The sequence below is a fragment of the Microbacterium sp. LB12 genome, from assembly GCF_037150835.1.
In the GTDB taxonomy this organism is placed as follows: domain Bacteria; phylum Actinomycetota; class Actinomycetes; order Actinomycetales; family Microbacteriaceae; genus Microbacterium.
The window spans coordinates 184463-198305 of sequence record NZ_JBBCPF010000004.1 but is presented as its reverse complement, the minus strand read 5'-3'; the positions used below and the strand labels follow the sequence as shown (position 1 = coordinate 198305).

Genomic DNA, 13843 nt, shown 5'->3' with positions numbered 1-13843 from the left:
CTTGTGGGGAGTCGTCAAAAGGATCGGGAGCCTTCTCGCTAGGCTGGCAATCATGCCTGCTATCGCCAAGGTGCTCATCGCCAACCGCGGCGAGATCGCCGTCCGCATCATCCGCGCCGCCCGTGACTCCGGAATCGCCTCCGTCGCTGTCTACGCCGACCAGGATCGCGACGCCCTGCACACGCGTCTCGCCGACGAGGCCTACGCGCTCGGCGGCTCGACCAGCGCCGAGACCTACCTCCAGATCGAGAAGATCCTCTCCATCGCCCGCCGCGCCGGTGCCGACGCCGTGCACCCCGGCTACGGCTTCCTCGCCGAGAACGCCGAGTTCGCCCGCGCCATCATCGATGCGGGGATGACCTGGATCGGCCCGTCGCCCGAGGCGATCGAGGCGCTCGGCGACAAGGTGACCGCACGCCACGTGGCCGAGAAGGTCGGCGCACCGCTCGCCCCGGGCACCCCCGGTCCCGTGGAAGGAGCCGACGAGGTCATCGCCTTCGCGAAGGAGTTCGGCCTTCCGATCGCCATCAAGGCGGCATACGGCGGCGGCGGACGCGGCCTCAAGGTCGCGCGCGAGCTCGACGAGGTCGCGGAGCTCTTCGAATCCGCCACCCGTGAGGCGGTCGCCGCCTTCGGCCGCGGCGAGTGCTTCGTCGAGAAGTACCTCGACAAGCCGCGTCACGTCGAGACCCAGTGCCTCGCCGACGCCGCGGGCAACGTCGTCGTGATCTCGACGCGCGACTGCTCGCTGCAGCGTCGTCACCAGAAGCTCGTCGAGGAGGCCCCCGCGCCGTTCCTCACCGCCGAGCAGAACGAGCTGCTGTACTCGGCATCCAAGGCGATCCTCAAGGAGGTCGGCTACGTCGGTGCCGGCACGTGCGAGTTCCTGATCGGCGCCGACGGCACCGTGTCGTTCCTCGAGGTGAACACGCGTCTGCAGGTCGAGCACCCGGTCTCGGAAGAGGTCACCGGCATCGACCTGGTGCGCGAGCAGTTCCGCATCGCCGCCGGCGGCACGATCGACTACGACGACCCGAAGCCGCAGGGCCACTCCATCGAGTTCCGCATCAACGGCGAGGACCCGGGTCGCGGGTTCCTCCCCCAGCCCGGTCCGATCCACGTCTTCAAGACCTTCGGCGGTCCCGGCATCCGTCTCGACTCGGGTGTCACGGCCGGCGACGCCGTCTCCGGCGCCTTCGACTCGCTGCTCGCGAAGATCATCGTGACCGGCAAGGACCGCGCCGAGGCGCTGGAGCGCTCGCGCCGCGCCCTCGACGAGTTCGAGGTCGCCGGACTCCCCACCGTCATCCCGTTCCACCGCAAGGTCGTCCGCGACCCCGCGTTCACGGCAGAGGACGGCGAGTTCGGCATCTTCACCCGCTGGATCGAGACCGAGTTCGTGAACGACATCCCGGCATGGGACGGCGAGCTCGAGGCTCCGGCAGCCGCCGAGGCGCGCCACACGGTCGTCGTCGAGGTCTCCGGCAAGCGCCTCGAGGTGAGCCTGCCCGACCGGGTCGCGGTCGCCGCGGGCACCGCAGGACGCCCCGCCGCCGTTCCGCCGTCGCGCCGCAGTCACGCCACCAACGCCAACGCGGGGGCATCCGGCGATGCGGTCAAGTCGCCCATGCAGGCCACGGTCGTCAAGATCGCCGTCGAGGACGGGCAGCAGGTCGTCAAGGGCGACCTCGTCGTCGTGCTCGAGGCGATGAAGATGGAGCAGCCGCTGCAGGCGCACAAGGACGGCGTCGTCGGCAACATCAACGCGGATGCCGGTTCCACGGTGTCGGCCGGGCACCAGCTGCTGACGATCAGCTGACGCGCTTCCTCACACGCGAAAAAGGCGCCCCACCGAGGTGGGGCGCCTTTTCGCGTCTCCTGTCGTCAGGAGATGTTCACGAGGTGCATCGCCCGGCTGGCATCCGTGATGCTGCTGGACAGCGACGGGTAGGCCGCGAACACACGCGAGACCTGATCGACCGTGAGGCGGCGCTCGACGGCGACGGCGATCGGGTAGATCAGCTCGGAGGCCTTCGGCGCCACGATCACACCGCCGATCACCGTGCCGGAGCCCTTGCGGGCGATGAGCTTGACGAAGCCGTCCTTGATGCCCATCATCTTGGCGCGCGGGTTCGCCGCGAGCGGCAGCTTGTAGACCATGCCGTCGGCCACACCCTCCTCGACGTCCTTCTCGCCGTAGCCGACCGTGGCGATCTCGGGAGCCGTGAAGATGTTCGAGGTGATCTTGATCTGCTCGAGCGGGATCACGATGTCACCCAGCGCGTGGAATACCGCGGTGCGTCCCTGCATCGAGGCGACGGAGGCCAGCGGGAAGAAGTTCGTGCAGTCGCCCACCGCGTAGACGTTCGGCACGGAGGTGCGTGCGACCCGGTTCACCCGGACATGGCCGGACTCGTCGAGCTCGACCCCCGCCTCCTCCAGACCGATGCCCGCGGTGTTCGGGATCGACCCGACCGCCATGAGGCAGTGGCTGCCCTCGACCGTGCGCCCGTCGGACAGCGTCACGGTGACGCCGCCATCGGTGACCTCGACGCGGTCGGCGCGGGACTTGGACAGCACCTGCATCCCCCCGCGCTTGAACACCTTCTCCAGGACGCCGGCGGCATCACGGTCCTCGCCGGGGAGCACCTGGTCACGGCTGGAGATGAGCGTGACCTTGGCACCCAGGTTCATGTAGGCGGAGGCGAACTCCGCACCCGTGACACCGGATCCGACCACGATGAGGTGCTCGGGAAGGGCCTTCATGTCGTACAGCTGCGTCCACGTGAGGATGCGCTTGCCGTCGGGCTTGGCCGAGTCCAGCTCGCGCGGCGAGGCGCCGACCGCGACGATGATGGTGTCGGCCTCGACCCGGTCGAAGTCGGTGCCGCCCTGGCCCGTCGAGACGACGATCGCGGTGGGACCCTCGAGCCGGCCGTGGCCGGACAGGATGCGCACGCCTGCTTCGAGGAGCGTCGCCCGCATGTCCTCCGACTGCTGGCCGGCGAGGGAGAGGAGGCGCTTGTTCACGGCCGCGAGGTTGATCGCGATCTCGGGCTTGAGGGGACGGGAGTGATCGCCCTTGGCGTAGAAGTTCACCCCGAGGTCGCTCGCCTCGGAGATCGCGACAGCGGCATCGGCCGTGGCGATCAGGCTCTTGGACGGCACGACATCGGTGAGGACAGCCGATCCGCCGACTCCCACGCGCTCGACCAGGGTGACCTCGGCCCCGAGCTGGGCCGCCGCGAGGGCCGCCTCGTAACCGCCGGGACCGCCGCCGAGGACGGCGACGCGCTGAGTGCGCTCGAAAGTGGTGGAAGACATGCAATCCATTCTTCCGCAATCCTGGCCCCCGAGCCTGCACCTTCCTAGAGTGGATCCATGCCCGAAACGCACAGCAACCCTCTCGACGCCCCGACCGCGAACCCGTTCGAGGTGGCCGCGCAGGCCGCCGCCGACATCGCCCGTCTCACCGGCGTCGAGCACCACGACATCGCCCTCACCCTCGGCAGCGGCTGGGGCAAGGCCGCCGACCTCATCGGCGAGACGGTCGCGACCATCCCCGCGACCGAGGTCACCGGGTTCTCCAAGCCCGCGCTGGAGGGCCATGTCGGCACCCTGCGCAGCATCCGCACCCCCGGCGGCAAGAACGTGCTCGTGATCGGCGCGCGCACCCACTACTACGAGGACCACGGTGTGCGTCGGGTCGTGCACAGCGTGCGCACGGCCGCCGCGACGGGCGCCAAGATCATGGTGCTGACCAACGGCGCCGGCGGCATCCGCGAGACGTGGACGCCCGGCCAGCCCGTGCTCATCAGCGACCACATCAACCTCACCGCCGACTCCCCGCTCGAGGGCGCCACCTTCGTCGACCTGACCGACCTGTACGCGAAGCGCCTGCGCGACATCGCCCGCAGCATCGATCCGATGCTCGACGAGGGCGTGTACACGCAGTTCCGCGGACCGCACTACGAGACGCCGGCCGAGGTGCAGATGGCCAAGCACATCGGCGGCCACATCGTCGGCATGTCGACCGCGCTCGAGGCCATCGCCGCGCGCGAGGCCGGCATGGAGGTGCTCGGCTTCTCGCTCATCACGAACCTCGCGGCCGGCATCCAGCAGACGCCGCTCAGCCATGCCGAGGTGATCGAAGCCGGACGCGAGGCCGAACCGGTGATCTCCGCGCTCCTGGCCAGGGTGGTCGAGGCGCTGTGAGCGACGAGCGGCTGGCCCAGGCCCGCGCCTGGCTGCGGCAGGACCCGGACCACGAGGCCCGCGACGAGCTCGCCGGGGTGATCACACGCGCGTCGGCCGGTGACGAGGCGGCGATCGCCGATCTGGACGACCGCTTCGGCACGCGACTCGCGTTCGGCACGGCGGGCCTCCGCGGTGAGCTCGGCGCAGGCAGCAACCGCATGAACAGGGTGCTGGTCGCGCAGGCGGCCGCCGGGTTCGCTGCCTACCTGCGCGAGAAGGCCGACGGCGGCGCCCCCACGGTCGTGATCGGGTACGACGGACGCCGCAACTCGCGGGTGTTCGCGACGGACTCCGCCGAACTGTTCGCGGGTGCGGGTCTGCGCGCGATCCTGCTGCCCCGGCTGCTCCCGACGCCCGTGCTCGCGTTCGCGGTGCGCCACTTCGGCGCCGATGCCGGCGTGATGGTGACGGCCAGCCACAATCCGCCGAACGACAACGGCTACAAGGTGTACCTCGGCGGTGCCGATCAGGGCTCGCAAATCGTCGCTCCGGCCGATGCCGAGATCGCCGCGCACATCCAGCGGATCGCCGACGCGGGCGCGGTCAGCGCGCTGCCGCGCTCCACGGACTACGAGACGGCCGGCGAAGAGGTCGTCGACGCCTACGTCGCGGCCACGGCGGCCGTGTCCCCTGCCCCTGCGGGCTCGACCGGGATGCGGTGGGTCTACACCGCGATGCACGGCGTGGGCTGGGAGACGGTGTCGCGCATCGTGCGCGAAGCCGGCTACCCGCAGCCGTTCGTCGTCGACGACCAGCTCGCTCCCGACGCCACGTTCCGCACGGTGTCGTTCCCGAACCCGGAGGAGCCCGGGGCGATGGACCTCTCCTTCGCGAGAGCCCGCCGCGTGAAGGCGGACTTCATCCTCGCCAACGACCCGGATGCGGATCGTCTCGCCGTGGCCGTCCCCGACGAGTCTGCGCCGGAGGGCTGGCGCCGCCTGACCGGCAACGAGGTCGGCCTCCTGCTCGGTGCACGCGCGGCGCGCGCGGCCGCCGGAACGCCCGGAGCCTCGCTCGCCTGCTCCCTCGTCTCCTCCCCCGGACTCGGTGCGGTGGCCGCCCACCACGGGCTGGACTTCCACGAGACCCTCACGGGCTTCAAGTGGATCTCCCGCGCCCCGGGCATCGTGTTCGGTTTCGAGGAGGCCCTGGGCTACCTGGTGAACCCGGACACCGTGCGCGACAAGGACGGGATCTCCGCCGCCGTCGCCGTGCTCGGCCTCGCCGCCGAGGCACGTGACCGGGGAGCCACGCTCGTCGACCTGCTCGCCGAGCTCGGCGACACCTACGGGCACTTCGCCAGCGGCCAGGTGTCGGTGCGCGTCGAGGACCTCGCCGTGATCGGCAACGTGATGCTCGCGCTGCGGACGCTTCCGCCGACGCACATCGCCGGGCGCGCGATCGCCTCTGCCGAGGACCTGCTGCAGGCGGCACCGGGGCAGCCTTCCGGCGACGTGCTGCGGTACCGACTCGCCGACGGGTCGCGCGTGATCGTGCGCCCGAGCGGCACCGAACCGAAGCTCAAGGTCTACATCGACGCGCGCGCGGACTCCGCCGAGGGCGCACGCGAGGCCGTGGCAGAGCTCGAAGCAGGCGTCCGCGCTCTGCTCGACGAGCGCTCCTGAGCATGCCCACCCGACACCTGATCGTGAGCGCGCACAACGGTGTGCACGCTCGCCCGGTGGCGGAGCTCGTCCGGCTCGCGCAGTCGCACGGGTCGCCCGTGACGTTGCGCACCTCGGACGACACGACCGTCGACCTGAGCAGCGTGCTGGCCGTGATGGATCTGGCGATCGCACCGGGCGACGCCGTGGTGCTCGAGACCGCCGAGTCGGCGACGTCGGAGGCCGTGCTGGATCAGCTCGCCGAGGTGCTCGCGCCGCGCAAGTGACGTGGGCGCAGCCTGCGACGATCAGCCGTCGATCACCGCGACGAGCTCGTCCAGGAACGACTCGAACGTCACACCCTTGCGCACGATCCGCTGCACGCTCTCGCGCTCGCTGAACACCTCGACCAGCTGCTCGAACACGGTCTGGAACGCCGCCCGATCCCCTTCGCTGAACGCCGCGAGCGCGACGACCTGCACCCGCCCGCCGCCCCATGCGGCCGACCCGTCGGCGACGCCGATGGCGATCGCGGTGCGGGTGGCCGTCATCTGCAGCGCGTGCGGCACGGCGAGCGCGTCGGTGAACGCGGTGGACGACATCCGCTCGCGCACGATGGTGTTCTCGATGTAGTCCTCGCCGATCAGGCCCGCCTGCACCAGGAGGCTGCCGAGTCGCCGGATTATCGCCTCCTCCCCCTCGTCGGGCAGCGGGAACACGTAGGCCTCGGCATGGAAATAGCGGGCGAGCTCGGCGCGGAGCCGCGTGAGACGACGGCCCCTGCGCACGCGGGCTGCGGCCTGCTGGATGCGATCGACGTCGGCATCCGTGAGGAACGGCTGGATGCGCACGAACCGGTCTCCGGACGAGCCCGGTTCGATCGTGCTGAGCACGAGATCGGTGTCGAACGACGACCAGTCCGGGTCGACGTTCGTGACCACGCTCGTGACCTCGATCGCGGATCCGAGGGAGCGGTCGACGCTGGATCGCAGCAGCTCGTGCAGCTCGTAGTAGCCGGGGCAGACGATCGTCGCCGTCAGGATCGACTCGGCCTTCCTGCTGCGCTCCAGCCGCCCGCCGACGTGCATCGCGATGTAGGCGATCTCGTCGTCGTGGATGGGCGTGCCGAGGCGGTCGTGCAGACCGCTCGCGATCGACACCGCCACCTCGAAGATCATCGGATAGGTGGTCTTGAGCGACCGGGTGAGCGGGTTGCGGGTGAGCGCGCTCTCCTCCGCCCGGCGCAGGAGGTTCTGCACGTGCAGGGCGAGCCGCAGCACGAACGTCTCGTCGACCAGGTCGACCTGGTAGTCGTCGGCCGCTCGTGCGATCTCGGACCGCACGGCCGCCTCCACCTCCGGGTCCACCCCGCTGCGGGCGACCTCGCGCGTGGCATCCTGACCCGGCGCGACGATGCGGGTAAGCACCAGCGAGGCGAGGTGACCGCTGTCGCCCTCACCGAGCACAACCGAGAAGTGCTCGGCGGCGAGACCGGCGATCACGGCGCCGACGCGCGGGATCTCAGCACGGGTGCCCGCCGGTGACGATTCCAGGGCGTGCCCGGCCGCGACGCGCTCGGCGGCGATGGCGATGTGCAGCAGCACGTCGGAGATCGCGAGCTCGTTCACGTAGTAGCCGAGCTCGCCGAGCTCGCGCACCAGCGCCGACTTGAAGGGCCCGACCGCGCTGGCCGCGACCGCCGAGCCGGCGAGAGCGCGGCGGAACGTCTCGGGGTGGAAGGAGGCGTCGTCCATCTCGTCGTGTGCGAGCCTGCTCAGCAGCCGCCGCTGCGCCGCCTCGTTGCCGCGCAGTCGGACGATCTCCCGGTCCCGCTCCAGCACGAGATCGCCTCCGTCGAGCAGGCCGCGCACGCGCACCAGGTCGGCTTCGAGCGTCGCCTCGCTGACGTGCAGCTCATCGGCCGTGTCGTACACGTCGATGCCCGCGGGCTCATCCAGCAGCGATCGCACCAGCGCATGTAGCCTGTCACGGGGAGCCGACTCGCCCGACTGACGCATCCGCAGGGCGCCGCGCGCACCCTGGCCCGCGCGATAGCCTGCCGGCCCCGATTCGATGACCGCGGCGCCCGGGTTGCGGGCGTTCAGCGCGGCGACGTAGGAGCGGATGCTGCGCGGGGTGACCCCGAGCAGGTCGGCGAGGCTCCCGGCCGTCGCCCACCCCTCCTGTCGCAGCAGGGCGGCGAGGAGCAGGTCCTGGCGCTGGCGCGACATGATCCCTCCGACTCCCGCGTGCTGACTGCACTGTCTCGACGTGCACTCCATGATGTCAGCCCCCGGAGGCCGATGGGCGGAAGGGGGCGTTCCGCGGGGGCGGAAAGGAACCTGTTGGCGTGTCGCACCCTCGCGTTCCCAGACTGTTCTCAGGAAAGGGTGGGGCATCGATGAGGATTCTCGTGGTGTGCGGCGCGGGCGCGTCGAGCACCTTCGTCGCACAGCGACTGCGCACCGCGGCCACCGCGGCCGGTCTCGACTGGGACGCCGCCGCCGGCATGGAGAGCTCCGTCGCCGGCTCCGAGCATGACCTCATCCTCGTCGGCCCGCACCTGAGCGACCGCGTCCAGGCCATCCGCGACAGCGCACGGGTACCCGTCGCCGTGCTCCCCGACGACGTCTTCGCCGACCGCGACGGCTCGCGCACGCTCGTCCTCGCCCGCTCGATCCTCGCCGACGCCGGCGACACCCCGAAAGGAACATCATGACCGCCACCCGCACCGTCCGGATCGGCTCCTCCCACGGACTGCACGCCCGCCCGGCGAAGCTGTTCGCGCAGGCGGCGAAGGACTCCGGCATCGCCGTGACGATCGCGAAGGACTCCGGCAAGCCCGTCAACGCGGCGAGCATCCTCGGCGTCATCGCCCTCGCGATCGAGTACGGCGACTACGTCACCCTCACGGCGGACGGCGAGGGCGCGGAGGGCGTGCTCGACACGCTCACCGAGCTGCTGACCACCGACCACGATCAGGACGCCGCCGGATGAGCGAGCTGCGCGGTGTCGGCATCGGTCTCGGGGTCGCCCAGGGGCCGGTCGTCCGCATGGCCGAGGCGATGCCGGCCCCCGACAACACGCCCAGCACGGCCGGTGCCGATGCGGAGCGCACGCGGGTGCGCGATGCTGTGGCGACCGTCGCGGCAGAGCTGAACCAGCGCGGCGAAGCGGCAGGAGGCTCGGCGCAGGAGGTGCTCGAAGCACAGGCCATGATCGCCGAGGACCCGACGCTCCAGGACGAGGTCGACACCCGGATCGATGCCGGCGCCACCGCCGAGTGGGCCGTGCACGACGCGTTCGCCGGTTTCCGCGCCACACTCGAAGCCGTCGGCGGCTACCTCGGCGAGCGCGCGGCCGACCTCGACGACATCGCCCAGCGTGTGCTCGCGCGGCTCCGTGGCGTGGACGCACCCGGCGTCCCGAGCCCCGGACACCCGTTCGTGCTCGTCGCCCGCGACCTGGCACCGGCCGACACCGCCCTGCTCGATCTGGACCAGGTGCTCGCCCTGATCACCACCGACGGCGGCCCGACCTCGCACACCGCCATCCTCGCGCGCGAGAAGGGCATCGTCGCGATCGTCGGCGTCGCCGACGGGGCACAGTTGACGACGGGCGAGACCGTGATCGTCGATGCCGCCAGCGGTGTCGTCACCCGCGAGCCGACCGACGACGAGAAGGATCGTGCGGCCCAGCGCGCCGCCGCCCGTCTGTCCGCCGACGCCGCTCCCCTGACTCCCGGCGCCCTCGCCGACGACACACCCATCGCGCTGCTGGCGAATCTGGGAAAGCCTGCAGACGCCGCCGATGCGGTCGCTCGTGGGGCCGAGGGCGTCGGGCTGTTCCGCACCGAGTTCCTGTTCCTGTCCTCCGCCCAGGCACCCACGATCGCCCAGCAGCGCGAGGCCTACCGCGAGCTGCTGGCCGCTTTCCCGGGGAAGAAGGTCGTGGTGCGGATGCTGGATGCCGGTGCCGACAAGCCGCTGGCGTTCCTCAACGACGCACACGAGGAGAACCCCGCGCTGGGGCTTCGGGGTCTGCGGTCGCTGCGCGCCAGCGAGGACATCCTGCGTGAACAGCTGACCGCCCTCGCCGAGGCTGACGCCGAGACCGAGGCCGACCTGTGGGTCATGGCCCCGATGGTGGCGACGGTCGAGGAGACCGTGTACTTCACCACGCTCGCTCGCGAGTACGGTCTGCAGACGGCCGGCGTGATGGTCGAGATCCCCGCGAGCGCCCTGCTCGCGGATCGCGTGCTCGCGCACGCCGACTTCGCCTCGATCGGCACGAACGACCTCACCCAGTACACGATGGCCGCCGACCGCATGCTCGGCTCGGTCGCCGGCTTCCAGGACCCGTGGCACCCCGCCGTGCTGCGGCTGGTGCGCGAGGTCGGCGACGCGGGCGCACGCCTCGGCAAGCCGGTCGGGATCTGCGGCGAGGCCGCTGCGGATCCGCTGCTCGCGGTCGTGCTGGTCGGCCTCGGCGCCACCAGCCTCTCGATGGCACCCTCGGCACTCGCCGACGTCAGGCACACCCTCACCCGACACACCCTGGACGATGCCCGGCGACTCGCCGCCGTCGCCCTCGCCGCCGACAGCGCGGCATCCGCCCGAAACGCCGCGGCGACGCTCGCCGCGGACCTCCCCCCTCACAAGAAAGAGACGACATCATGACGACGACGTCACCTGCCGCCACCAGACCCGGCGGCCTCCGCGTAGGAGTGCAGCGCTTCGGCACCTTCCTCTCCGGCATGATCATGCCGAACATCGCGGCCTTCATCGCCTGGGGCTTCATCACGATGCTCTTCATCCCCGCCGGATTCTTCGGCGAGAAGAGCCCGTTCGGTCCCGCCTGGCACTGGGCCGGCGTCTCCGAGATCATCGGCGGCGGCGGCGATTCGGCCATCATCGGCTGGCAGGGCGCCATGACCTCGGTGGCGGAGGGCGCCAACGGCAACATCCTCGCCTACGTCGGCCTGGTCGGCCCTATGGTCACCTACCTGCTCCCGCTGCTCATCGCCAACACCGCGGGCCGCATGGTCTACGGTGAGCGCGGCGGCGTGGTCGCCTCGATCGCCACGGTCGGCGTGATCGTCGGCACGAACATCCCGATGTTCCTCGGCGCCATGATCATGGGCCCGATCGCGGCCTGGATCACGAAGCAGATGGACCGGCTCTGGGAAGGCAAGATCCGTCCCGGGTTCGAGATGCTGGTGAACAACTTCTCCGCCGGCATCCTCGGCATGATCCTCGCGATCGTCGGCTTCTTCGCCTTCGGTCCCGTCATGCTCGGCATCAGCGCCGCGCTCGGTGCCGCGGTCGACTGGCTCGTGTCGCTGCAGCTGCTGCCGCTCGTGTCGATCATCGTCGAGCCGGCCAAGGTGCTGTTCCTGAACAACGCCATCAACCACGGCGTGTTCACCCCGCTCGGCATCGAGCAGGCCGCGGAGACCGGCAAGTCGATCCTGTTCCTCATCGAGGCGAACCCCGGCCCCGGCATCGGCCTGCTCCTGGCGTTCAGCTTCTTCGGCGTCGGCGCGGCCAAGGCGTCGGCTCCCGGCGCGGCCATCATCCAGTTCTTCGGTGGCATCCACGAGATCTACTTCCCGTACGCGCTGAGCAAGCCGACCACGATCCTCGCGCTCATCGCCGGTGGTGCGACCGGCGTCACCACCAACATGCTCCTCGGCGGCGGCCTGGCGTTCCCTGCCGCTCCCGGCAGCATCATCGCGGTGACCGCCGCGGCGATCGGACCGGGCGTCGGCAACCTGCTGGTCGTGTACCTCTCGGTCGTGCTGGCCGCGACCGTCACGTTCCTCATCACCGCGGTCATCCTGCGGGCCTCGCGCAAGCGGGACCTGGAGGCCGAGGGCGACACATTCGGCGCCGCCATCGCACAGACCGAGGCCAACAAGGGCAGGTCCTCCGCCGCGATGGATGCCCTGCGCACCTCGACCGCCGCCGCCTCGTCGGAAGCCGCCGCGGCACCCGCGACGACCGCGGTCGCCACCGCACCCATCGAGCGCATCGTGTTCGCCTGCGACGCCGGCATGGGCTCCTCCGCCATGGGCGCCAGCGTGCTGCGCAACAAGCTCAAGAAGGCGGGCATCGAGGACGTCACGGTCACCAACGCCGCGATCGCGAACCTCGACGGCACAGCCGACGTGGTCATCACGCAGCAGCAGCTCACCGAGCGCGCCACGGCGAAGTCGCCGAACTCGATCCACGTCTCGGTGGACAACTTCATGAACTCGCCCCGGTACGAAGAGGTCGTCGAGATGGTGCGCGAGCAGCGAAAGGACACGGAATGAGCGTTCTCACCCCCGAGCAGGTGCGCATCCATCCCGGCGGAGCGACCAGGGACGAGGCCCTTCAGGAGGCGACGGACATCCTCGTCGCCGCCGGAGCGGTCACCCCGGCCTACGTCGACGCGATGCGCCAGCGCGAGGAGACCGTGTCCACGTTCATGGGCAACGGCCTGGCCATCCCGCACGGCACCAACGACGCGAAGGAGGCGATCCTCGCCTCCGCCCTGTCGATCGTCCGCTACGACGGCGGCGTGGACTGGTCGGGCGAGCCGGCCACGTTCGTGATCGGCATCGCCGGGGTCGGCGACGAGCACCTGGAGATCCTCTCCCGGATCGCGATCCTGTTCTCCGAGGAGGACGACGTCGCCCGGCTCTCCGCGGCGCAGACCCCGGACGAGCTCTACGCGCTGCTGTCGGAGGTGAACGAGGGATGAAGGCGGTCCACTTCGGGGCGGGCAACATCGGACGCGGGTTCGTCGGCCTGCTGCTGCGCCAGGGCGGCTACGAGGTCGTGTTCTCCGACGTCGCGGAGGCACTGGTCGACGCGATCAACGCCGTCGACACGTACACCGTGCACGAAGCCGGCCCCGGAGGGACCGATCACATCGTCTCCGGCTTCCGAGCCGTGAACAGCCGGACGGACCCGGCCGCGGTGGCGGAAGAGGTCGCCTCGGCCGACGTCGTCACCACCGCGGTCGGCCCGACGGTGCTGCGGTTCGTGGCGCCGTCGATCGTGGCCGGACTCGCCCTCCGCTCCCCCGATGCCGCCCCGCTGCAGGTGATGGCGTGCGAGAACGCGATCGGCGCCACCGATCTGCTGCGTCGCGAGATCATCGCCGCCGCCGGAGCGGACGCCGATGCCCTGCTCTCCCGCGCAGTGTTCGCGAACACCGCGGTGGATCGCATCGTGCCGGCGCAGCCCGCGGGCGGCGGAGTCGACGTCACGGTCGAGCCGTACTTCGAGTGGGCGATCGAGTCCGGGCCGTTCGGCAGCACGCTGCCGAACATCCCGGGCGCGCACTTCGTCGACGACCTGGCACCGTATATCGAGCGCAAGCTGTTCACGGTCAACACCGGGCACGCGGCGACCGCCTACTTCGGTGCGCGTGCCGGCATCGAGCGCATCTCGGACGCCCTGGCCGATCCCGCCATCGCCGCGAGCGTGGCCGCAGCCCTCGAGGAGACCTCTGCCGTCCTGGTCGCCGAGCACGGGCTGGACCCGGCCGAACTGGCCGACTACCGCGCCACGATCCTGGAGCGGTTCCGCAACCCCGCCCTCGTCGACACGGTGCAGCGGGTCGGACGCCAACCGCTGCGCAAGATCTCTCGGCACGAGCGCTTCGTGGGACCGGCCGCCATGGCCGCGGAGCGGGGTCTGCCGACCGAGGCCCTGGTCGCGGCCGTCGCCGCGGCGCTCGATTTCGACGATCCGGCCGATGAGCAGTCGGTAGAGCTGCAGCAGCTGCTGCGCGCCGAGGACGCCACCGCGTTCACGGCGCAGGCCACGGGCCTCGACCCGGAGCACCCGCTGTTCGCGCCGATCCGGGAGGCCGTCGCGACACGGCAGCAGCACCTCGACGCGGCCTGACCGCGGCGCCCTTCGACGCCCCCGCCCACCCGATACGATCGGTGGGCGGGGGCGTTTTTTCGAGCACAGCGACGTGCGGGG

The 13843-nt window shown here is 70.9% G+C and carries 12 protein-coding genes; 10 read left to right on the top strand and 2 right to left on the bottom strand.

The window, feature by feature from the left end; all coding sequences use genetic code 11:
* Positions 1-52: 52 nt before the first annotated feature.
* Entirely contained in the window at positions 53-1819 is a 1767-nt protein-coding gene (locus WFM69_RS09515) for an acetyl/propionyl/methylcrotonyl-CoA carboxylase subunit alpha (RefSeq protein WP_337003978.1), read from the top strand.
* A gap of 65 nt (positions 1820-1884) precedes the next feature.
* On the opposite strand, the gene WFM69_RS09510 is transcribed toward WFM69_RS09515, so the two are convergent.
* The gene (locus tag WFM69_RS09510; RefSeq protein ID WP_337003976.1) at positions 1885-3333 is read right to left on the bottom strand and encodes an NAD(P)H-quinone dehydrogenase; all 1449 of its coding nucleotides are present in this window, start codon (positions 3331-3333) and stop codon (positions 1885-1887) included.
* Positions 3334-3381: 48 nt separating this feature from the next.
* On the opposite strand from WFM69_RS09510, the gene WFM69_RS09505 reads away from it, so the two are divergent.
* From WFM69_RS09505 to WFM69_RS09495, 3 genes are read left to right on the top strand one after another with little or no spacing between them, the layout of a single operon-like run.
* Positions 3382-4215, top strand: a complete 834-nt coding sequence (locus WFM69_RS09505) for a purine-nucleoside phosphorylase (protein ID WP_337003974.1) — start codon at positions 3382-3384, stop codon at positions 4213-4215.
* The gene (locus WFM69_RS09500; protein ID WP_337003972.1) at positions 4212-5882 is read left to right on the top strand and encodes a phospho-sugar mutase; all 1671 of its coding nucleotides are present in this window, start codon (positions 4212-4214) and stop codon (positions 5880-5882) included. The genes WFM69_RS09505 and WFM69_RS09500 overlap by 4 nt, the downstream gene beginning before the upstream one ends.
* Before the next feature lie 2 nt (positions 5883-5884).
* Complete coding sequence (locus WFM69_RS09495; protein ID WP_337003970.1) at positions 5885-6148, top strand: HPr family phosphocarrier protein; 264 nt, start codon at positions 5885-5887, stop codon at positions 6146-6148.
* A 21-nt stretch (positions 6149-6169) separates the two neighbouring features.
* Here WFM69_RS09495 and WFM69_RS09490 read toward each other — a convergent pair whose 3' ends face one another.
* A complete protein-coding gene (locus tag WFM69_RS09490; RefSeq protein ID WP_337003968.1) occupies positions 6170-8092 on the bottom strand; it encodes a BglG family transcription antiterminator in 1923 nt (640 codons plus the stop codon).
* Positions 8093-8262: 170 nt separating this feature from the next.
* Here WFM69_RS09490 and WFM69_RS09485 point away from each other — a divergent pair, with 170 nt between their 5' ends.
* From WFM69_RS09485 to WFM69_RS09460, 6 genes are read left to right on the top strand one after another with little or no spacing between them, the layout of a single operon-like run.
* Complete coding sequence (locus tag WFM69_RS09485) at positions 8263-8580, top strand: PTS sugar transporter subunit IIB (RefSeq protein ID WP_337003966.1); 318 nt, start codon at positions 8263-8265, stop codon at positions 8578-8580.
* Positions 8577-8858, top strand: coding sequence for an HPr family phosphocarrier protein (locus WFM69_RS09480; protein WP_337003964.1), 282 nt, complete (start codon positions 8577-8579; stop codon positions 8856-8858). The genes WFM69_RS09485 and WFM69_RS09480 overlap by 4 nt, the downstream gene beginning before the upstream one ends.
* The gene (gene ptsP / locus WFM69_RS09475; RefSeq protein ID WP_337003962.1) at positions 8855-10540 is read left to right on the top strand and encodes a phosphoenolpyruvate--protein phosphotransferase; all 1686 of its coding nucleotides are present in this window, start codon (positions 8855-8857) and stop codon (positions 10538-10540) included. Before WFM69_RS09480 ends, ptsP begins: the two co-directional genes overlap by 4 nt.
* Positions 10537-12177 (top strand): PTS mannitol transporter subunit IICB, encoded by a 1641-nt coding sequence (locus WFM69_RS09470; RefSeq protein WP_337003960.1) that lies wholly within the window; start codon positions 10537-10539, stop codon positions 12175-12177. Before ptsP ends, WFM69_RS09470 begins: the two co-directional genes overlap by 4 nt.
* Positions 12174-12608: a PTS sugar transporter subunit IIA gene (locus WFM69_RS09465; RefSeq protein WP_337003958.1), complete on the top strand. Its 435-nt coding sequence runs from the start codon at positions 12174-12176 to the stop codon at positions 12606-12608. Before WFM69_RS09470 ends, WFM69_RS09465 begins: the two co-directional genes overlap by 4 nt.
* Complete coding sequence (locus tag WFM69_RS09460) at positions 12605-13762, top strand: mannitol-1-phosphate 5-dehydrogenase (protein ID WP_337003956.1); 1158 nt, start codon at positions 12605-12607, stop codon at positions 13760-13762. The genes WFM69_RS09465 and WFM69_RS09460 overlap by 4 nt, the downstream gene beginning before the upstream one ends.
* Positions 13763-13843 lie beyond the last annotated feature (81 nt).